We start from the raw sequence: 21,848 nt of genomic DNA on the forward strand, positions 1-21,848 counted from the left end.
CGCATTGTCCAGCTCCGATCACGCCGTTGAATCCGGGCAGGCTGATCAGTCCCGCGAGCCGAATCCTTCGACGGCGCCGTCAGCGAATGCTCGGCGGCGAGCGATCTGGATTCTGACGATCGCTCTACTGCTGTCGCCCGCCGTCTTCTTTGCGGCCGTCAAGGCACTCAAAAGCACCTCGAACGATCCCCGGCAATGGTTGCCGAAGTCGTTCGCAGCGACAGACACTTACGATTGGTTTGGCGAGCAATTCGGTAGTGACGAAATCGCCGTCGTCAGTTGGCCTGGGTGTGACCTTGATGATCCTCGTGTGCCTGCGGTCAGTGACGCGTTGGTCGCCACGCCGTTTTTTCAATCGGTTCGCACCGGTCCGAACACGCTCGAACGGCTCGGCGGATTACCTCTAAATCTTGCCCGATCTGCGGCGATCCGTCGGCTCAAAGGTTCACTGATCGGCGCCGATGAGACGTCGACCTGTCTGGTCTTAACGACCTCGCCGGCCGGTCAAGATGACCGAACAGGCGCCGTTGCGGCGATCGAGCAAGTCGCAAACGAAGTCGGTGGGATCGCCCCGTCGGAATTGAAACTGGCCGGTCCGACGGTCGACGCCGCGATGATCGATGCCGAGAGTCGCAAATTGTTGTTTGGTCTCGCCGGCCTATCCGCGATCGTTTCTTTTGGGGTCGCAACGTTCCGTTTGCAAAGTATTCGACTCGCCATTTCGGTACTGCTGGTCGCCGTCTACTGCACCGCGCTGGGGCTCGCCGTGTTGTATCTTTCCGGTACGCGGATGAATCTGTTGATGACGATGCTGCCGCCATTGATCTACGTGCTCACGGTCTCTTCGGCGGTCCACTTGGCGAATTACTACCGAGATGCACTGCAAGACTGCGACGCGGACGAATCTCCCGTTCGGCTTGCCGTTTCACATGGTTGGGTGCCGTGTTCGCTCGCCGCGCTGACGACGGCGATCGGATTGATCTCGCTGGTGTTCAGTAAGATCGAACCGATACAAGAATTCGGACTGTTCTCTTCGATCGGTGTCGTTCTCAGTGTCATCGTACTATTCGTGCTGTTACCGTCAGCGCTGATCGCGTTTCCTCCTCGATTGCCCACGACGACAACATCGACGAAGACGGCACCGATCGCGGGGCGTTTTGCGAATTTTGTTATCCGCCGACATGCGGTGTTGGCGCTGGCGTGTTTGGTTTTGATGGGGTTCTGCGGTTGGCGGATCCCATCGATCGAATCGACGGTACGCCTGCAAGATCGCTTCTTGCCTGAGAGCGACGTGATCGACGATTATCGTTGGCTGGAACAAAAGATCGGGCCGATGGTTCCCTTGGAAGTTGTCGTTCATTTTGACAACCAAGATCCTCGGGATCGTGTCGAACAAATCAAATTGGTCGCCAAGGTTCAGGCAAAGATCGCCGGAATCGGCGACTATGTGACCACGATGTCCGCGTTCAATTTCAGCCCGTCGCTGCCACGCGGGCACAGCGTCAGCGACATCGTCGCTCGCAAAATCATTAACGGCAAACCGATTCGCGATCAGTTGACCGAAACCCGGTTCTTGCGAGAGACCGACGACGAAAAGCTTTGGCGAATCTCGGTGCGAGCCAATGCGATCGGAAGCCTTGACTATGGGTTGCTCGCCGAGCGAATTCAAAAAACCGTCGAGCCGATCTTGGTGGAGGAAAACATCGGTGGGACATTCACCGGCGTGATCCCGCTGATCTATAAAGCGCAGCGGCAACTGCTGATGGATTTACTGCGTAGTTTTGTTGTCGCATTCGCGATCATCGCATTTGTATTGGTGTTCGTACTGCGAAGCGTCAGTGCAACCTGCCTGACGATGCTGCCGAACATCTTTCCCGCCGTGATTGTTTTCGGTGGCGTGCAGTGGCTTGGGATCCCGGCTCAAATCGGATCGGTGATGACGGCCAGTGCCGCGCTTGGGATCGCCGTTGACGACACGGTGCATTTGCTGACTTGGTTCAGACGCGGCATTCAGGAAGGGCGTTCACGACACGATGCGATTCGAAACGCGTTCGCCCGATGTGCCGGCGCGATGGTTCACACGACATTGATCTGTTCGTCGGGACTGATTGTGTTCGCGCTCAGCACCTTCGTCCCGGTATTGCACTTCGCTTACCTGATGGTCGTCTTGCTCGTCTCGGCACTGATCGGTGACTTGATTCTGTTGCCGGCGATTTTGGCGGGCCCACTGGGTAAGACGTTCGAAAAGCGTTCTTCTGCGGACGCCGAATAACCCGGTTGCGATCGTCGTTTAGGCGGCACGGGTGTGATTGAGGGTTGATGCTCCGGCGCAGCGATACATCGCTTCTCGCACCGCACGTTCCCGGGGGTCATCAAAGATTCGGAAGCTCATCGTGTTGGTCAAATAGGCAAACGCTAGCTCAGTCGATGGATCCGCCATCGCGAAACAACCACCGGCGCCGGGGCAACCGAACGCAGCTTCGTCGCTGCCAAATTGAAACCCATCACTTGGTTTTGAAAATCCGAAACCGTAGCCGACGTTAAGTTTCAACACGACGTCCCGGCTGCCTCGTTCTGGCATCGTCGCCGGCCGGCAAAGTTCGCCAAAGGTCTTGCCGTCCAAACCTAATTCTTGTCCGCCACGTGCCAGTACGTCGTAGATCCGTGCGACCGCCCGTGCTTGTCCGAATCCGCCAGCCGAAGGAATTTCGACACGGCGGAATTTTGGATCGGCCAGGGTCGCCGGATCGCCCAGACGCATGAATTTGACTGAGCGTGCGGTTAACGAACGTGGCCAGATACCTGCGGCAATCATCCCAGGAGGCAACTCGTTCAAATGAGCGAGCGCTTTGATTTTGTGATACCCGTGAGTGCGGCTGATCTGATGATCGGGTACCGATTCGGGCAGTCCGATGTAGAAATCGGCATCGAGTGGTCGAGCGATCTCGGCATCGAAAAACTGGCCCAGTGTGCGGCCTTGGGGATCCGTCCGCCGAATCAACTCGTTTTGGTACCATCCCAGGGTGAAGGTGTGGTAGCCGTGATATTGACCGGGTTTCCAGAGTGGTTCTTGCTGCGCCAGCCAACGTCCCATGCGATCATGATCGGCCAAATCTTGCGGGGTTACCGGTCGATCGATCGTGATCACACCTGCTTGATGTGACATGAGTTGGCGGACGGTGATCGACGATTTACCAGCCGTTCCGAATTCCGGCCAATAGTCGGCGACTGGGGCATCAAGTTCAAAGTACCCCTTGCCATGCGCCACCGCCATCGCCGCAGCCGCCATCCCTTTGGTGACCGAAAAGACAAGCGATAGCGTTTCTCGTTCCCATTCTGCTTCGCTTCGATGGCACCGCGTCCCTGCCCAGATGTCGACCACTTTCTGTCCGCGGTGATAAATCGTGCATGCAGCACCACGTTCGCGGCGACGGCGAAAGTTGTCGGCAAACGCTTCGGCGACCGGTTCATATCCCGCTTCAACGGTCCCATTGATCGCCAAGTATTTGATTGCCGGGCTTTCTCTCGGGATCGTACGCATGACTCATCTCGCTCCCGGCGATTAGCCGGCAAACCGCAATCAGCGGAAAAACAGTGGCAAAATCAACAAAGGCTCTGGCGAATCGCCAATCTGACCTTGAACCTTCAATCGTAAGAGAACTATATCCCGAATGGCAATCGTAATCCCGGCATCGAATTTGCGGTTTGCTCAAAACGGTCTGCTCTTTTCTCACTCTGGTCGACTGTGTGATGTTCGTATTGAAACTTCCCTCATGGCTAATGGCCGCGTCTCTCGTCACCGCCGGCTGCTTGCCTCCGGCGGTCGCCGATCAACCTGTTCCCGAGCCCGAGAATCCTAAGCCAGGAGCCGAAACTTCGGCCCAATCGGTCGGCTTTCGGATGCGAAGCAACGTGCTTCCTTCCCATCCGATCGACCCCGCACTGGAAATCGCTCAGAAAAGTCTGGCGCACGTGAAGAACAACATCGATGACTACACCGCATTGTTTGCCAAGCGATGCCGGGTCGGAGGCGAGTTGCCCCCACTTCAATTTGCGCACCTGAAAATGCGGAACCGAAAGCTCGAAAACGGTTCCATCGTCGCCCCGATGAGCGTCTACCTGGACTACTTAAAACCGAGTTCGCTTAAAGGCCGAGAAGTGATTTGGGTTGAGAACGCGTATGACGGAAAACTGGTCGTCCATCAAGGCGGCTTGGCCGGACTGATTACACTGCACCTTGATCCCGAAGGTAGTCTGGCGATGCGAGGTCAGAGGTACTCGATTCAATCGATCGGCATTGAAAAGTTACTCGAACAAGTGATCGAGGTCGCCAGCCATGATCGTAACTATGGTGAGTGCTTGGTCGAAATTGACGACGACGCCCGACTGGGACAGCATCGTTGTACCCGAGTGACGATCACTCATCCGGAAAAACGGGATCACTTCCGCTTTCATCGCGCGGTCGTGCTCTTTGACAACGACTTGCAACTCCCGATTCGATACTGTGCCTGGACTTGGCCGACCTCGCCAGGTGGAAAACCAGTCTTGGACGAAGAATACAATTACTTGAAGATGCAAGTGAACACGGGGCTTTCGCAAAGCGACTTTGATCCGGCCAATCCAGACTATCGCTATGTCGATTAGTGCTTAGTTCCATTCGAAAGTATGGGGCAAGTCATCAGCCGACGGGAATTAGCCCCGGTTATTGGACCGAAGCCGTGGCCAACGCCATGCGGCAAATCCTATAATCGAGTTGGAACGAAGCATTAACGCAGTTTTTCAATTTGACATCAGGATCAGCCGATTTCTTAGTCGTCGCGAAGCACTCAAGTCGCCTTTCGCGGACGCCATTGTCATGGCGTCAGAGGCGAGTTTAGCTAAACCAATAAGCTCTCAGCGAAATCCTTTCACGGCGGCGTTCTGATCAATACGCCGTTAGCATCAGGTAGGCGAACAGATCCTGGATTTGTTCGTCGGTCAGTTCCTGCAGCAAATTCTCGGGCATCAGCGAGGTCTTCATCGGGGCAAACCGTTCGAGCTCACGACGCACCAAGACGACTTGTCGGTCGTCGGCGGTTCGCAACGTGACCGTTTTCGGATCTTGTGAGTGGACCATGCCAGTCAACACGCGCCCGTCGTCGGTCAGTGCCTGATAACTCTGGTAACCTTCGCGAATTTCTAAACTCGGTTCGATGATCGAGTTCAACCAAAACTTGATGTTGCCGCGTTCATAACCGTCAAGCGGCGGACCAATCACGTTGCCTTGGCCGAACAGTCGGTGGCACGTCCCACATTTCTCCGCGAATACTTTTTCACCACGAGACACTTCGCCAGTGCGTTCGGAAATCAGTCTGTTCAGACGCTGAATCTCGGCAAGTTTGTCTTGCGATGAAACCGTCACCGGTTTCCCAAACGCTTCCTCCACTGCCGTGGCTAGATCGTCATCGGCGTAGGTGCGCAATTGCTGAATCACATCCTCGGGAACTTCACGACGTTTCAACCGCCAACTCGTCACTTCGTTGACCAATCGTTCCGCCCATTTGCGTCGACTGGCCAGCGTTCGACATGCCGCATCCCGAAGTCCATGCTCGGCGGACAAACGACTGTAGAACGATCCCAGCAGTCCGGCGGCGATGCGATCATCGTCAAAGTTGCCGAGCGATAGGATCGCGACGCGTTGCAGCGACGGGTCCGCGGCGGTGCGACCGGTCGCCAGTTTTAACAGTGGGTCGATTGCCAGGGATTCCTTCAAACTGCCCAAAACGCGCGCCAGTTCGATCCGCAATCCAAGTTCAGTGTTGGAATTTTGTAGTTGCTCGATCGCCGGTTTGACCGCTTCGTTGGGAGCTCGGCGCAAGGCTAAGATCACACCAGAGCTTCCTCGACGGGTTTGTTCTTCGGCAACGATCTGGTCCAACAGCGGCGGTAGTTTGGGTAACGATCTGCCCTCGAAAGCTCGTGTTAATCCGCTGACCAAACCGGCTTTGGCGTCATCGTCGGGGGCGATTTGCACGAACCGCTCACAATCCGCCAATGCGGTGGGGGTCCCTGCCGACGCATACCGTTGCATTAAATTTGGCAGGATCGTTTTCGACAGTATCGGTCGATTCCAAATTTTCTGGTCCGATTCCAACCAGCGCTGAATCACCTCCGGGTGGTTGGCGTGAGCTTCGATCGCCCACCACAACTGCAACGGTAAATGTCGATCGTCGGCGATCGAGCGTTGTTGGCTTAACGCATCGACGATCGCGACGCCGGTGGCCGCATCAACTCGTTTCGCCGTGGACGCGAGTTGACTCTGCACCCGTCGATCCTGTTCAGTCTTGGCAAGTCGCACCATCGCCGGATGTCCTTCGTGACGATCACCAAGTAGTCGGACACTCCAGTACCGAACCCATGGATTCTCGTGCTCCATCCATGCGGCCGCTTTTTCGGTCTCCAACGAATCAGATAGGTGAATGGCCCACAACGCCTCCAGCGATCCCGTTTCGTCGACGAGTGAGTGCAACCTCGGCAGCATCGACGCGTCGGCACGCCAACCCAGTTCCAACATCGCACGGCGCCGCACCCATTTGTTGGGATGATTGAATCGATCGACCAACTCAACGCCGGAAAGTTTTGTTAGGTCGCCTTCGCGATACGTTGGCTGAGCGCCATCGGGACGAAGGCGGTAGATCCGCCCGCTTTCCTTGTGCCAGTCATCGACCGGATTAACATGACTGAGCCGCGTGTCATACCAATCGGCAAGATAGATTGCTCCGTCGGGACCCACACCGCTGTAGACGGGGCGAAACCAACGGTCATCGGAGTCAATCAGGTTTTCCAAATCGGCCGTGCGATAGGTCGAACCGTCGGGAATCAACTGACTGTGCCAAACCAAATTGTGCAGTGAATTCGGCGCGATGATCGTGCGATCGAAAGACGTCGGAAACAAGCCACCTTCATAAATCGCGAACGCCTGCGCAAAACGTCGCCGGTCGCCTTCCATCGGCATACCGGTGAAATAACCGAAGGCATATGGGTTTGTTAGCGGGCCATGTTTGCCCCAGTTCTTGTCGGCGTAACTGCCTTGCGGGTAATGGTAGCCGCGTTTGCTGCCACCGTTGGTTCCCGAAAACACTTCGCCGTGGGAATCGATTTCGAGGCTGAAGGTGTTGCCGCCACCTTCGGCAAAGATTTCAAACTCGAATGTCTTTGGGTTGTAACGCCAAACACATTGGCCTTGAAAGTTCACCCCCTTGGTGACCTTGGAACTGACCACGCCGGCGGTCGTACTGCCGTTGGCACCATACAGCCAACCGTCCGGACCCCAGATCAAACTATTGGCGACCGAATGAGTGTCTTGTAGTCCGAATCCCGATAAATGAACCTCGGGATCGCCGTCGGGGACGTCGTCATGGTCCGCGTCGGGGTAGCGCAACAAGTACGGCGGGTTCAAAACCCAAATGCCTTTGGGGCCGACCTGCACCGACGTTGCAATGTTCAGTCCGGTGATGACGTCTTTGTGTTGATCGTAGATGCCATCGCCGTCACTGTCTTCAAACACGGTGATACGATCTTCCCCCGGCGTCCCCTTCGGCGGCGGCATCGGCACTTTGTCGAATACCGCTCGCAGGTATTGATCGAAACGTACCACCTTCAATCCAGCGGGATATTGATATTGGCGGTACTGAACGACCCACATCCGCCCCCGGGAGTCCCAGCTCAGAAACAACGGCTGAGCCACCTCGGGTTCACTGGCGACCAAGTCTGCGCTGATCCCCGGTCGCAATTTTAAGCGTTCGATCATCTGGCCCGGTGGCGTCGGCTGTGATTCGTCTTTCTGGGCCCCCAGCGGTTTGAATTTCCGAAAGATCTCCGCCACTTTTTCATTGCCTGCTGGTTCACTGCCTGCTGGTTCACTGCCTGCTGGTTCACTGCCTGCTGGTTCACTGCCTGCTGGTTCACTGCCTGCTGGTTCACTGCCTGCTGGTGGAGTCGCATCCGTTTGAGCAATCGCGGACGTTGTCAGAACAAAGCTACCGGCCAGGCAAACGGCGACCGCGGTGGAGCGCCAACAGATGTGTCGGCAGGGACGACGAAAAGTTTCAATCAACATGACATATCAGGCGAGCGATGGAGGCGGGGATCGGCAATGCGGCTGGGGTCACAGTTCCAACGGTGACCGAGACCAGAGTCTGCTCGATCATGTGATGCCTGTATGATAAGTCGTTCGGCCGCGTGATGTGCTGTCGGCCGGCGACGTCGATGAAACAATCGCCAGTGGATTGAAGATGCGGCTACTTCTTGTGAGCCGACGGCGCTAGCCGCGGGACCCGTTGCTGGCGAGTGCTTTCGTGACGCAGGCCCGACGCTAGCGCGTTCGACTCACAATTTAAGATCGGTTGTCACTTCAATGTGAAACGGCCTCGAGTGCCTCGTTCCAACTCGATTTTAGAATTAGCCGCATGGCGTTAGCCACGGTTTCGTTGCAATAACCGGGGCAAACGCCCGTCGGCTGATGAGTCGACCCCGATTATTTCGTCTAGACGTAGCACTCGTGCTTCATCCACATTTGAAACCGGGGCAAACGCCCGTCGGCTGATGAGTCGACCTTGTATTCTAAAATGGAACTCATCGCTAAGTTTCGGCGACTTCATTTTCCCATGGATCGACCCAATCCTGCCAGTGCTCTAGATAGGTCTCATAGGCTTTGCAATCACACGCCCCTTTCTCGATCCACTGCTTCGTCGAAGCAACCAGTTCAACTTCGCGTTCGAGCGTTAACTTTCCATGCAAGACCATCGCGCGAAGAAAGACAAAGTACGTGTCGAGTACGTCGCAGCGACAATAGTCACTGATGCCGACCAGGTCACCGTCGTCGTATTGCTGCTGAACCTGATCCCCGGTTACCGACATCTTGCCAGGTTTCGCCAGCATTTTGGTCGCCAAGTTCAATCCGCCGTTGAAGCGAACGGCGCTAAAATTGGTGAGCAAGTCTTGCAGGTCCAAATGCGAATCGACGCTGTATCGATTCCTTGGCGACCGATAGCCTTCGTTGGAAAACCAAGCCGGGATCGAAATGCCATAGCGAAACGCGGCCAGTTCCATGAGTGGTAGATCGAACGATCGCCCATTGAACGTCACCCACTGCGGCCGCTTATAAACTTCCCAGCCCTTCCAAAAATGTGCCGTGATCACGTGGCTGCGAAAGTTCGGCTCGTCCAGCGAGACGATGTCCAGCAGTCTGAAATCTCGGTCGACTTTTGCGATCACCACCGCGATCGGGACTTGAAAGGTATGTGGAATGAACGTCGAGCCTTTTTGTTCGAACAGTTCTTCCTGGTATCGCGCGATCGCATCGCTGGCCGACAGCATCTCGCCGGGGTAGCGAACTTTTGAGATTAAGTTGCCGTCGGCGATACTTTCGCAATCGAAAACTAAATGGGAAACTTCTTCAGGCATCCAAATCCACCGAAACCTTCACCGCAATCGAATCATTTCGCGAATCATTTCGCAACGTTTCTTAGCTGGTTGAGATTCGGCCCTCATCTCTCGCTCGGGAAAAACACGATTTTCCAGAGTACTTCGGCAGAAAAACAACCGGCTGTTCGCCGTTGCCATCATATCTTGGTCCTGCGCATAAGATACCCGGCAGACGCCTGCGAGTGCCGTTACAGCTTGGTTGACCGTCCCGACATACCCTGAAGACAGTCCGTACCCTAAAAAAAGTCTGGCCGCCGCACGGCATTGTCCGATCGATCCTACTTCACGACCCGAAATTTCCGCAACCATGTCCTTATTGAACCGTCAACGACTCTTGGATCGCTTTCTACGGTACGTCCAAATCGCTTCGACTGCCGACCCGACAAGCGACGGCTACCCCAGCAGCGAAGGCCAGCGTGAATTAGGCAAACTCTTGGCACAAGAGCTTTCCAAGATGTCCGCCGTCGACGTTCATCAAGACGAACATGGTCTGGTTTATGCCACGATTCCGGCAACGGCGGATGCAAAAAACTTGCCAGTCGTCGCCCTGCTTGCCCACATGGATACGTCACCGGATGCCCCCGGCGACCGCGTCCGCCCGAACGTGGTCGAGTCTTATGACGGTGGTGAGATCCAACTCGAAAGTGGCGAAGTAATCACGCCGAAAACTTGCCCCGAACTCGTCAACCTGGTCGGCAAAACACTGATTACCACTGACGGTACAACGCTGCTCGGCGGCGACGACAAGGCTGGAGTTGCGATCATCGCCGAAGTCGCGCACACGCTGATCGAGAACCCCCATCTGCCGCACGGTGAACTGAAGTTGGTGTTTACCTGCGACGAAGAAATCGGCCACGGGACCGACAAGATCGATCTCGACAAACTTGCCGCCGACGTCGCTTATACGCTCGATGGTGGCGGCGAAGGCATCATCGACGTGGAAACATTCTCTGCCGATGGGGCCACGGTACATTTCGTTGGCGATAGCATTCATACGTCGATCGCAAAGGGCCGAATGGTGAACGCCCTTCGTGGTGCGGCCGACTTTATCGCCGCGCTTCCACGCGATTCAGACTCTCCTGAAGCCACCGAAGGTCGACAAGGGTTTATTCATGCCAACACAATCACCGGCCAAGTCGGCGAAGTCACACTGAATCTGATCCTGAGATCGTTTGATACGGCCGACCTACCGGGCTATGCCGATCGGCTCAAGGCAATCGCCAAATCCGTCGAAAGCGATTGGCCGGGACTGAAAGTCATCGTTGACACACACAAACAGTACCGCAACCTTGGCGATGGACTGGCCAAGCTACCCGAGTCGATCGACTTGGCCGTCAAAGCGTTCGAGAACCTTGGCCGCCCTTACAAAAAAGAGATCATTCGTGGCGGGACCGACGGAAGTGTCTTGACCGAGAAAGGACTGCCGACACCGAACCTTTCCAGCGGTCAACACAATATCCATAGCATCCGCGAGTTCGCCTGCCTTGATGAAATGATCTCCGCAGGCGATCACCTTGTCGAACTATTGAAACTCTGGTCACAGCAACGTCGCTAATACGTCGTGACGATTCCTCTTGATAACGCCCCATGAAAGTCCGGACCTCGCCGCCTGCGAAACTGAATCTGTTCCTTGAAATCCCTGCCAAACGCGAAGACGGCTTTCACGAAATCGATACGGTCATGACCGCGATTGACCTTTGTGATGAATTGTCGGTCGAATCGATCGAAGAGCCTGTCGTTGAGTTGTCCGCGCATTGGCTGCCTTCGCTCGAAACGATCGCAAGCGAACTTGCGATCGATCCGCAGAGCGTCGAAGCGAAACAATTGCTGGCAATCCCCGAAGACGGGCGCAACCTTGTCGTCGCGGCCCTGCAGGTGTTTCGAAAACGTTTTCAAATCGAGTCGGGATTCCGGGTCGAGTTGGGAAAGCGGATCCCTGCCGGCGCCGGGATGGGTGGGGCGAGCAGTGACGCCGCCCACGCAATTAGCTGTGCTGCCCAAATTCACCAGTTTTCCAGTGATCACGACGGATTGCACGAGATTGCGGCTTCGATTGGCAGCGATGTGCCGTTTTTCTTACCGTTGCCGCCTGTTTCTCAGATAGCTTCGGCCTCAACGAATGGCGAGACGACACGTCGGCCGAGGGCGTGCCATGCGTCTGGGCGTGGTGAGATTCTTCAGCCAGTTGACATGCGCACAGATCTTTTTTTCGTTGTCGGGTATCCACCGGCGAGCCTTGCGACAAAAGACGTTTATGGCAGGCTTCGTGTGCCCGCCGAGCCGATCTCTTCGAAAGGCTTTCTTGCGTCACTGCGCGCTAATTCGTTAGAAGATCTAACATCGTTGATGATCAATCGGCTGAGCGAACCGGCTTTAGAAATTCGACCGGAGCTGAGTGAATTGTTGGAATCCCTGTGGAAAAGTGGTCTCCAACCGTGTCAACTAACTGGTAGTGGGTCAGCATGTTTTGGGATTGCACGTGATGCGGAGTTCGCGCAAACGGCATTGAAACAGCTTCGAGCGAACCAATCCGTTCCGGCGCTTTGGCGCGCGACACGGAGTGTTGCAGCGGCCGCGACCATCGAAATCGATCCAAGTTAAAGCGACGACATCAGAGAGGGAGTTGAGATCGTGGAAATCACGGAGATCCGAATCAAGCTCATGGAGTCATCCGAAGATCGACTGCGAGCGTTTTGCTCAATCACCATCGATGGATGCTTCGTCGTTCGCGACCTGAAGATCATTGATGGTTCCAACGGGCCCTTCGTTGCCATGCCCAGTCGCAAACTGACGGGGCACTGCGATCGATGCCACCAGAAGAATCATCTGCGCGCCAATTACTGCAATCATTGCGGCGCAAAGCTTTCCTTCGATAGTGAAGGTTTGCTGGATTCACCGCAAAAACTGTATGCCGACGTGGCTCATCCGATCAACAGTGCTTGTCGCGAACTGATCCAAGACGCGGTGATCGACGAATTCGAAGCCGAACTGAGCCGCTACAATCAGCCGGGGTATCGTTCTCGCTACGATGACGAATTCTCCGATGCGGGTGAGGACGTCGAAACGGCGATTATCGATCAAGGCCACAAGCAACCCAGTGCACCGAAACAACGTCCGGTTCCAAATCGTCCTTCCGAAACGGCCGCCCAAAAGGACGATGATTTTGGCGCCGGCATCTTTTAACTCGGCAATCGTTTTATTAACGACACGCGTCCGGAAATGTCGGCCGATTGTTCGTCATTGGCGATGCCCCGATACCGATCTGGCCGCTCAATGGGTCTCCTGCTAAAAGCACTCTAAGCAGGTAAACACGAGTCTTTGGGTTTGAGCATCTGGATAGCACCCTCCTACTTACGGGAAGGTTGGACGAGCAAACGGCCGGGGAGGGTGCCCTCTCCGGGCCTGAAGGCCCGACTCTCCCAGTGGGAGAGTGAAATGACTTAAGCCGAATCATTCATGTTCAACTGCTTAAGACGCTGCTTTCCCGATTTGATGCTTGCCGTGACCATGAAAGGATTGATGAGTCGCCCGTTCAGCCGAGTGCTTCGAATTGCTTGCCGAAGATGGGGGGCAATGATCGGCATCGTCGTATCGTCACTCGCGATCGCGGTTTTATGGAGCGCGAATATCAGCGCGGTGTTACCGATGGTCGACATCGTTTTCGCTGGGAAATCAGTCCAAGAGTATGTTGACGAATCGATCCAAGCTTCGTCGGCTCGCATCATCGAACTTGAACAGCAACTCGCCGACCACGGCGACGACACAGATGCGGGGCAACTTCGCGATCAACTAGCCCGTCAGACAACCCGTGCCTATTGGTACGCTGTTGCCCAGCCCTACATTGCGGCCTACGCGCCGGCGACACCTTTCGGAACGTTACTTGCCATCTTGAGCTTTTTGGTGATCGGAACGGCGCTCAAGTTGATCGCGCTCGTTGCCAACATGATGTGGGTTCAGTATGTCGCGGGGCGGACTTCGATCGATCTTCGCGAGTTGTTTTTTCGCAAAGCACTTCACCTCGATCTCGACAAATTCGGCGAAAACGGCTCGGCCGATTTAACCGCTCGGCTGACTAACGACGTGGCGTTAGTGGGGGCGGGCGTTTCGACGTTGCTCGGCAAGATGACGCGCGAACCGCTAAAGCTCATTGGATGTTTGATCGGCGCGGCATTCGTCTGCCCACGCTTGCTCTTGTTGGTGCTTGTCGTGACCCCTTTGTTGGGATTGGTGATGCAAAAATTGAGCCGCGCGATTCGGCTCGCGAGCCGCCGTGCGATGGAGGAAATGAGCCAGCTATACGGCATGCTGAACGATTCGTTTTCAGGCATTCGATTGATCAAGGCATCGAACACGCAAGCCTTCGAACGAGCCAGATTGCGCCAGGGCAGCTTTACGTACTATTATCGCAGCCTAAAAATGGAGTTCTACAATACGCTCGCTCGTGGAACGACGGAGATGATGGGGATCACCACCGTTTCACTCGCGATCCTGGCCGGAGGCTATTTGGTTTTAACGGGGCGAACGCACCTGTTTGGTTTGCAAATCACGGTCGAACCTCTTCAACAAGGCCAGGTATTCTTGTTTTTCAGTTTTCTGATCGGTGCCTCCGACCCGGCACGCAAATTGGCCGACGTGTGGAGTGGATTGCAGCGTGGGATTGCTGCCGCAGATCGGGTGATGGAGATCGTTGACCAGGACAATCGCGTCCGAGAACCCAAACACGCAAAGACGGTTGCTCGGCCGCACACGGTCGTTCAATTTGATGACGTTCAATACCGGTACCCTTCTGGTCCCCAGGTGCTTCGTGGCATCGATCTGAACATCCCTCATGGTGAAACGGTCGCGATCGTCGGTCCAAACGGAAGCGGAAAGAGTACGATCGTCAGTTTGCTTTGTCGCTTCGATGATCCCCAAGCGGGACACGTTAAACTAAACGACGTTCCGTTGAACGAATTGCGAACGCGAGACCTACGCAAGCGAATGGCACTGGTCACGCAGCAGACGGTGGTCTTTGAAGAGACGATCGAAAACAATCTTCGTTACGGCTGCCCCGCGGCCAGTCATGACGACGTCATCCGTGCGGCCAAGCTAGCCTTCGCCGATGACTTTATCCGTAACAAGACACCGCATGGCTATCAGACACGATTGGGGGCCGATGGAATGCGTTTGAGCGGCGGCCAAATGCAGCGTTTGGCTTTAGCTCGAGCCTTTTTGCGGAACCCAGATATCTTGATCCTTGATGAAGCGACTAGCCAAATCGATTTGGAAAGCGAACGGCTGATCCATCAGGCACTTCGTCAGTTCCTCGTCGGCCGAACCGGTGTGATGATCACGCATCGTGCCAGTACGCTCGCGCTCGCCGACCGTATTATCGTGATTGAACAAGGCCGCGTCGCGGCGGAGGGCCATCACGACGAACTACAGCATACGAATCGGTTTTATCGCAGCCTCTGCGGAAACGAAAATCGCAATGCCGCCTAGCAAAGGCACATCGGTGTTGCTCGCTATTGGGCATTCGAGGGGCGGTGTCCGCTTTTCCTCACAGGTTCTTGCCGCTTCGGTTCAGACGTTTTGAACAAGGCTCAGTGTTGGTGATCTGAGTGGTCGTGTCCGTGGTTGCTGTGATTGTGATGATCGTGATTGTGGTCGTCTGATTCCGCGTGAGCGTCTCCTTGATCGGCCGGTCCGTGATCGTGCGAATGCCCCGGAAGGTTCTCGATGCCGACCGCGATCGCGATTCCCAATAAGAACGTGGCCGTCAGTTTGCCTCGATCGTGATCGTGAAATGCGACTTCGGGCAACAGGTCGGCAAGTGCGATCCCGATGAAAAAGCCGGCCGACACGGCAAGGCCCCAACCGAGCATTGCAGGGTGATCGATCCACTCACTGACGCCAAAGTAAAACGCGAATGCGCCGACCGGACAGGCAAGCGAAAAGGCGAAGTTAGCGATCCATTGCGATCGATCGGACCAACGTTGGCGATTCATCACCGACGTGATCGCAAATGCGTCCAGCGGCTTATGGAGGGCGACCGCCAGGAAGGTGCCAAATCCACCCAATCCCAGCCACGCGCCGTGATCGACCTCGGCCATCACACTGGCCGATAACGCGATTCCATCGACGAGCGTGTGGAGCAGCAACCCAAAAAACAGGCCGAACCAACTGATCCCTTTTGCCGAATCGCCGTGGTCGTGATGGTGATCATGACCACAGGAGTGTTGATGAGTTTCATTTCCGGCCGATTCGTCATCACTCTCGACAGCCGGGACGCCATGGTCATGTGTATGAAACAATCGCACCATTAAAAACATTGCCACCAAGCCCGCCAATGCTCCGGTGCCAGCCTGGGACGCAGAACCCAGAATTTCGGTGGCGTGGGGCAGGAGGTGCAACATCGCGATGCCGAGCATCAGTCCGCCGACGCCACTCATCAACAGCTGAGTCCGCAAGTGCGTCATGCGCAGCAGCGACGACAGCCTGCCTCCGGCCAACGAGACGGTGATGATCAGGCAGCAATAGACTACGAGAAGGAGCAACACGTTCATCATCTGAGTTTAACGCGCTGCAATCTGATTGCATATGACCGACACCCGAGGCAGCAGCCTCCCCGCATCCGATGGCTCGGCGGAATGAAGATGTATCCTTCAGAAGGGATCGACAACGGTTTGCGGGTGCCGCCGAGCAGAGTCAACTGAGAGTGACACTGCGTTGGATGCCGAAGCCGAACCTGCGGACGGGCCCCCTTTGCGATGGGGAGCCCGCTCGCTCATTGGGAGACGGCATGGTCGAACGTCAAACAATAGGTCGAAGACCGTATAAGCGAGGGGCGTCGAGTTCTGTCCGTCACGCCGCTCGCAGAACGTTAGGACTTACGTCGACGGCGGACGCATGCACCGACCAAAGACAACGAAACGAGCGCTGCAACACTGCCTGGCTCAGGGACGGCCGCTACGTTGCCGACAGCAAACGTGAACGTTCCGACATCAACGACGGTACCGCCACCGGTAAGATTGCCGGTCGCGGTCAGCTCAATTTCATAGATCCCTTCCTCGGTGAATCCAAAATTGGCGTGGTCGTGAATACCGATTCCGAGATTGAGATTATCTGCCGAGCTAATTCCATCGACTGATTGAAAGAACACATTGGGGCCAAACGTACCGAATTGCCACAATGCGAACTCTCCAGGTCCATTGAAGTTGGTCATCGAAAGATCGACTGAAATAAAGTCCGTGCTGTCCAGCTCCTCGGTCGCAAGCCCAACAAACGGAACGCCTAAGCTGCCGGCACCCGAAGGACCCGTGTTGCCTTGTGGCAATATCCAGATTTCATCTCCGGCCGTCGTGCCGAGGAATCCGAGGTCGTTCGTTGTCGTCAACTTCGCGGCATCACTGACACGGATGTAGACTTCATTGGGTTCAAACTCCACCTCAGGGCCGACGCCATTGAAGCCATCTTCGAAATGGTAATGAAGTTCCAGTTCATTGTCTTCGTAAGCAATACCGATGTCACCGTGGTCAACAAAATACTCATTGACGGTTGCAGCCGACGCATTTCCGGCGAGCACGCAGATCGCACTCGCAATTGACGCAAGCAACGATTTTGTGATGAGACGCTTCATCTCTAGTTCCTTGAAAAACTGATTCAATCAAGGGATTCGTCCGCTTCGATGTCGATCGGCGACCGAGGCCCTCAACCGCTTGAATTTGGAAACGCTGAATCCTGAAAACAAAACTCAGCAACAGCCGAAATCGATGTCGCCTTTGACCACGCCGTTACACGACGGGGGTCGGTCAACTCGATTCCCCTGAGTCTAATGCCCCACAATTTTTGTGCAATGAAGTTGCAATTGCAGTAAGGTTGGTTTTTGCTGAAGTTCTTGGCTGAATCGACTTCGGGAATGCGGGAGGATTAATTGGTGGGGGGAATCGCTCGTTGGAGCCGGGGTGACGCGAATGCGACTCCAGAAGCGTCGGGAGAGGCGAAATCCGGGATTGCTTGACAGGCGTGATGACAATCCTATACTTGCACAGTCTTTTAACTGTTAGTGGTGTCCGGCATGGTTTCACCCAAAGAGCTTCCCCAAAACGCAAGCGTCGTATCGGCCGATGATGATTCGCCGACCTGTTGTGGCGGCGATCACGAGCACCAACCGATGCGTTTTGACGCGTCCGCTTGCGAGCGGGCGGCGGCGATCTTTCGTGCCCTCGGTGATCCACAGCGATTGCGATTGTTGATCATGCTCGAGGCACGCTCCTGCTGTGTGTCAGAATTAGCGGAAGCTTTGGGCGAACCGCTACCGGCAATCTCTCAACGGTTGCGTGTCCTGAAAAGCGAGCGGATTGTCCGGTCGCGACGCGAGGGCAAGCATGTGTACTACAGCTTGGCCGACGGACACATTTCGCGATTGGTGACCAACGGGGTCATGCACGCGATGGAAGACTCCTGAAAAACCGCCGTCGCGATCCGAACCGGCATCCTGACCGAGGTGCAGGGACGAAACGCGAGGGTTCCCACCTTTTCGATCGGAGAGATTTCAATGAGTCAGACACACGATCATCACGACCACCAGCACGGCCCCGATTGCGAACACACCGGCATCCAGCATGGTGATCATGTTGACTATCTGCACGATGGTCACCTGCATCACGTCAATGACGACGGCGCCGTTGTAGAGCATCGCATCGAAGTTAGTGACACCAACCCCGACCGTTGCACCCCGGCACATCAATGCGGCTGTCATGATTCCGGTCACGTTCACGGTCCCGGCTGTGGGCATGAACCCGTCCCGCACGGCGACCACATTGACTATCTTGTCGACGGTCACTTGCATCACCCACACGGCGATCACTGTGACGACCATGGCCCCATTTCGGTCGTTAGCTAACCGATATCGATATGATGAGCGTTTCTCCTACCAGTACCGAATCAATTCGTAACGACATTCGTGCGGCCGGCTTACGGGCGACGCCGGCACGAATGGCCACCTTGCGATTGTTGCGTGAAGCGACGACGCCGATGACGCATGCCGATGTCGCTCAAGAACTTGACGATGTCGGTGTGGACAAAGCGACGGCCTTTCGAAACTTGAACGACATGACCGAGGCCGGTCTCTTGCGTCGTACCGAGTTAGGAGACCACGTTTATCGGTTCGAAGAAATCCGACCCGGTGAGGTCGGAAAAGATTCTCACCCACATTTCCTCTGTACCGTCTGTGGGGCCGTGTCTTGTCTCGACAACGTGAAGCTAACCGCCGGCAGCCTTCGTGAGAGCGACAAAGTCGGTGAAGTCGTCGAGATTTTGCTTCGCGGACGCTGCAACAAGTGCAAGTAAGCTTCGTTCACGAATGTGGTTCCTTCGGCTAACGCTTCGTTAACCTCTCGATTTTGGCGTTGGCCGCCGTTTCGTTACAATAACTGGGGCTAACGCCGTCGGCTGATGAGTCGAACCGAACCTTTGGTTGGGACGGATCTAGAGTGATACCGGCAGACTCCGGCGACAATAAACGATCGCTTGAGATGACATGCGGCGGTGAGTGGCACCGCCGCATGTCAGTCGACCGAGTCGTTGCGCTACTGCCCGCTCGTTACTGCTTGCGAACGACTGCAAGCCAGTCCTGATCTGCGTCGGCCGGTGGCTTGCCAAGTGAAACGGCCGAACCGCCGCTGACTTCTGTCACGTCACCCTGGCTCAGTTCGCCGCCGGTTCGTGGATTGAACCAGCTAATGCGAAAGCGTCCTTTCGCGTCGTTGAGATCCAGTGTCTGATCGCCACCTTCGGGTAAGTACACCAAATACAGTTCACCCGCTTTGGCAAAACAGTATTTTGAGTGATCGTGCTCGGTGTTGCCGATCAACGAATCTGCATTCTTCATTTCCCAGAATGGGATGTCATTGTCGCGAAAGAACGACAAGGCGTGTCGGCAGTAGTCCCAGCTTCGATCGCGACTTCGCCAGTCTTCGCAAACGATGTCGTTTTCATCGAACTGGTAACCGAAGTAGTATTCATTGCCGGCGCCACCTCCCATTAGATGACCCCATAAAGTCTGCTTCCGTACCTTGTGTTCGTCGTAAGCATACTTGCCGTTGCGGTCTCGGCCGTCGAACCCTTTGTATCCTAAGTCGGGACATTGGGCGTGGGCAGCGCTACCAGATTCGTCGAATGCGACAACCCACGGGCGACCGGCCTGCGCGGACGCTTCGACCCATTTAACAGTTTGCGCGTGGGTCGATTCCAAATCGGAATTTTGTAGTGATACACCGGTCAGTTGGGACTGATCACCAAGCAGTGGTTTGTAAACTCGATCTTGCCAGCCGGGATACGTATGAATGACGATGTTGTGATCGTACGCATCTAGCTCGGCGATATAGTCGATCATCGCAACTTGCTGGTCGTGGGTTTGGGTGTTTTCTTCGCCCAGATTCCAGTTGAGCGCCAGGTTGTGGCCGAATCGAGCGATCAATTCACGACAATACAAGCGACGTTGTGGCCCAAGGTTTCCGCCATCCAACGATTCGGGAACGAAGGACTGTTTCCCGGTACCACGCGTGTGATCATCGTTTTCGGTTTCTTGCATCTTGAAGTGCAAGTACATGCCCTGGCGGGTGCCATAGTCGAACACGATGCCCCACTGGTCAAGTTTGCTGCAATCGTAATGCATCTTGTCATCGCGATGAACGAACGGCCAAACGTTGTCGCCGTCACCACCGGCGTTGTACGTCAGGAATGAAAAGACATTGCAGCCCTTTCCAGACAGATATCGAATCGCACCGATCAAGCCTTTGCCTTTGCCGTCTTGCCAAGTCGGATCACCGGGTTGCCAGTCTCCAACATGAGGCTGCCATGTCTTCAAAGGAGCCTTCTTTGGATTGCCCGCAAGTGTGTTGTCGAAGTCCGCGAAGGCGAGCAGTGTCTCCGGCGCATCGGCGCCGGCTTTAATAAAGTATTCTCCCGACCCCAAATGTTGTAGGTAGTGCTTGCCGACGTAAGCGAGACGTCCGTGGGCGCGGAGGTCTCGTCCCGATTTATCGCTCTCGGCGACGCTTAGTTTTCCGCTCACGCCATCGTAGGGACGCAGCGGCTTGGCATCGGAGTGTTCCGCGATCGCGGCGTCTGTGCCCGAGTGGAATGAGATTTTCCAATTCCACTCGCCCACGCGATCGGGAGCGAAATGGGCTCGCCACGACGTGCCACTTTCTGACGAGCTGTTCGCGGCCTCGCCATCGGCGGCGAAGTAGCCAGGCACGGTGTATTGGGTTCCGTCGGTATGCGAAAACGTGACCGACATCCGATGGTCCGTGAACGGATTGGGCGCGTTATCCTTTTCGTGGGCAAAGGGCCCGTTTTGAGTCAGCGTGATCTTATGCCAAACCTTTTGTTCGCCGCTGACGACGACTTTTCCGTCACCGTTTTCACCACGGGGTGTCTGCAAAGGAAGTTCACTGGACGGTTTGGTCGGACTTGTCGACCGATCGACTTTATCAGCCGAGGCTTGCGACTTGTTTGGTTCGTTCGGCGTAGTTTTCGCCGCAATGAATGGAAGCGGTTCTGGGGCGTGTCCTTCGTAGACCACCGAGTCGGGACCGACGTCGCTTGGACGGGCAAACATTCGGTCCTTGGTCATCAACCATTTATCGAACTCGAAACCATCTTCCCGCATCGAAAAGTGGATCGAATGCACGCCGGGCTCATCAATGTCCAGATAAATCTTGTAGGGCTCACCGCAGTGGTTTTCGGCCGTCCGTTGTTTGCTTTCCCATCGCCATGTGTGTTTGCCTTGGCACCACTGCAACCGTTGACCGCTTTCTGGCCAGGTATTGTCCAGGCCGACGTGCAGACCGTTGTCTTCCGATCCGCTGCTGTAAGCGCGGACCCAGACGTAGTAGCGACCGGCGTTTTGGAAATGAACCCGATACGTCAACACGGCAGCTTTGCCGGGTTGATTGGAAAAGTTTTCGCCGTGGATCAGCTTTTCAGAATGATTACGTCGGCTGTCTGGAAGGATTTCTAGATACGAACCCGCAGAAGCACCGGCGACATGGGCTGGGTCGCCATCGGGAGAGATCTTAGGAACAGAATTCTCGGTCGTGTGATAGAACTTTCGCTTTTCGGTGTGGGTTTGGCTGGTGAAGTGTTCGGCTTCGACGGACACCAAGCCATCGACTTCGGCAAAGATCAAATCGGGGGTCGCGGTCGGTTGGCTGGCGTCTTTTGCGGTAGCGGTCCCCGCGCCGACGGCGAGCGCCATCGACAGCGTAACGGCACGGATCGACAAACGGTTCATTGACAGAGGCTCCGAGTGGTAGGGAAGGTTCAGCGATGGTGAGCCGACGGCGCTAGCGGCGGGTCTTGTTTTTCGACATGTTGATGGCGACGCAGACATGACG

The 21,848-nt window shown here is 55.5% G+C and carries 15 protein-coding genes; 8 read left to right on the top strand and 7 right to left on the bottom strand.

The window, feature by feature from the left end; all coding sequences use genetic code 11:
• The first annotated feature begins 4 nt into the window (after positions 1 to 4).
• The gene (locus FYC48_RS05390; RefSeq protein ID WP_149495567.1) at positions 5 to 2,272 is read left to right on the top strand and encodes an efflux RND transporter permease subunit; all 2,268 of its coding nucleotides are present in this window, start codon (positions 5 to 7) and stop codon (positions 2,270 to 2,272) included.
• An 18-nt stretch (positions 2,273 to 2,290) separates the two neighbouring features.
• Here FYC48_RS05390 and FYC48_RS05395 read toward each other — a convergent pair whose 3' ends face one another.
• Positions 2,291 to 3,541, bottom strand: a complete 1,251-nt coding sequence (locus FYC48_RS05395) for a serine hydrolase domain-containing protein (protein ID WP_149495568.1) — start codon at positions 3,539 to 3,541, stop codon at positions 2,291 to 2,293.
• A gap of 239 nt (positions 3,542 to 3,780) precedes the next feature.
• Here FYC48_RS05395 and FYC48_RS05400 point away from each other — a divergent pair, with 239 nt between their 5' ends.
• The gene (locus FYC48_RS05400; RefSeq protein ID WP_160149338.1) at positions 3,781 to 4,644 is read left to right on the top strand and encodes a DUF1571 domain-containing protein; all 864 of its coding nucleotides are present in this window, start codon (positions 3,781 to 3,783) and stop codon (positions 4,642 to 4,644) included.
• A gap of 280 nt (positions 4,645 to 4,924) precedes the next feature.
• Here FYC48_RS05400 and FYC48_RS05405 read toward each other — a convergent pair whose 3' ends face one another.
• Together FYC48_RS05405 and FYC48_RS05410 are read right to left on the bottom strand one after the other, a co-directional pair.
• Positions 4,925 to 8,098, bottom strand: coding sequence for a PVC-type heme-binding CxxCH protein (locus tag FYC48_RS05405; RefSeq protein WP_235034080.1), 3,174 nt, complete (start codon positions 8,096 to 8,098; stop codon positions 4,925 to 4,927).
• Between the two features lie 521 nt (positions 8,099 to 8,619).
• Positions 8,620 to 9,444 (bottom strand): 3'-5' exonuclease, encoded by an 825-nt coding sequence (locus FYC48_RS05410; RefSeq protein WP_149495571.1) that lies wholly within the window; start codon positions 9,442 to 9,444, stop codon positions 8,620 to 8,622.
• A gap of 328 nt (positions 9,445 to 9,772) precedes the next feature.
• On the opposite strand from FYC48_RS05410, the gene pepT reads away from it, so the two are divergent.
• From pepT to FYC48_RS05430, 4 genes are all read left to right on the top strand, one after another.
• Positions 9,773 to 11,020 (top strand): peptidase T, encoded by a 1,248-nt coding sequence (gene pepT / locus FYC48_RS05415; protein ID WP_149495572.1) that lies wholly within the window; start codon positions 9,773 to 9,775, stop codon positions 11,018 to 11,020.
• Between the two features lie 32 nt (positions 11,021 to 11,052).
• On the top strand, positions 11,053 to 12,066 hold the full coding sequence (locus FYC48_RS05420) for a 4-(cytidine 5'-diphospho)-2-C-methyl-D-erythritol kinase (RefSeq protein WP_149495573.1): 1,014 nt from the start codon (positions 11,053 to 11,055) through the stop codon (positions 12,064 to 12,066).
• Between the two features lie 30 nt (positions 12,067 to 12,096).
• Positions 12,097 to 12,648 carry a SpoVG family protein gene (locus tag FYC48_RS05425; RefSeq protein ID WP_149495574.1) on the top strand — a complete coding sequence of 184 codons (552 nt, stop codon included), beginning with the start codon at positions 12,097 to 12,099 and terminating at the stop codon, positions 12,646 to 12,648.
• 273 nt (positions 12,649 to 12,921) lie between these two features.
• A complete protein-coding gene (locus FYC48_RS05430; RefSeq protein WP_235034081.1) occupies positions 12,922 to 14,946 on the top strand; it encodes an ABC transporter ATP-binding protein in 2,025 nt (674 codons plus the stop codon).
• Between the two features lie 101 nt (positions 14,947 to 15,047).
• Here the strand turns inward: FYC48_RS05430 and FYC48_RS05435 are convergent, their stop codons facing one another.
• Together FYC48_RS05435 and FYC48_RS05440 are read right to left on the bottom strand one after the other, a co-directional pair.
• Complete coding sequence (locus FYC48_RS05435) at positions 15,048 to 16,001, bottom strand: ZIP family metal transporter (protein ID WP_230775607.1); 954 nt, start codon at positions 15,999 to 16,001, stop codon at positions 15,048 to 15,050.
• 326 nt (positions 16,002 to 16,327) lie between these two features.
• Positions 16,328 to 17,083, bottom strand: a complete 756-nt coding sequence (locus FYC48_RS05440) for a choice-of-anchor M domain-containing protein (protein WP_149495867.1) — start codon at positions 17,081 to 17,083, stop codon at positions 16,328 to 16,330.
• Positions 17,084 to 17,521: 438 nt separating this feature from the next.
• Here FYC48_RS05440 and FYC48_RS28095 point away from each other — a divergent pair, with 438 nt between their 5' ends.
• Positions 17,522 to 17,911 (top strand): ArsR/SmtB family transcription factor, encoded by a 390-nt coding sequence (locus FYC48_RS28095; protein ID WP_235034082.1) that lies wholly within the window; start codon positions 17,522 to 17,524, stop codon positions 17,909 to 17,911.
• A gap of 87 nt (positions 17,912 to 17,998) precedes the next feature.
• Here the strand turns inward: FYC48_RS28095 and FYC48_RS28100 are convergent, their stop codons facing one another.
• Positions 17,999 to 18,325: a hypothetical protein gene (locus FYC48_RS28100; RefSeq protein WP_200836538.1), complete on the bottom strand. Its 327-nt coding sequence runs from the start codon at positions 18,323 to 18,325 to the stop codon at positions 17,999 to 18,001.
• Positions 18,326 to 18,363: 38 nt separating this feature from the next.
• Here FYC48_RS28100 and FYC48_RS05450 point away from each other — a divergent pair, with 38 nt between their 5' ends.
• Complete coding sequence (locus tag FYC48_RS05450; RefSeq protein ID WP_149495868.1) at positions 18,364 to 18,795, top strand: Fur family transcriptional regulator; 432 nt, start codon at positions 18,364 to 18,366, stop codon at positions 18,793 to 18,795.
• A gap of 253 nt (positions 18,796 to 19,048) precedes the next feature.
• Here FYC48_RS05450 and FYC48_RS05455 read toward each other — a convergent pair whose 3' ends face one another.
• Positions 19,049 to 21,745 (bottom strand): DUF5060 domain-containing protein, encoded by a 2,697-nt coding sequence (locus tag FYC48_RS05455; protein WP_235034083.1) that lies wholly within the window; start codon positions 21,743 to 21,745, stop codon positions 19,049 to 19,051.
• Between the last annotated feature and the right edge of the window lie 103 nt (positions 21,746 to 21,848).

This window comes from Roseiconus lacunae, assembly GCF_008312935.1.
Classification (GTDB): Bacteria; Planctomycetota; Planctomycetia; order Pirellulales; family Pirellulaceae; genus Stieleria; species Stieleria lacunae.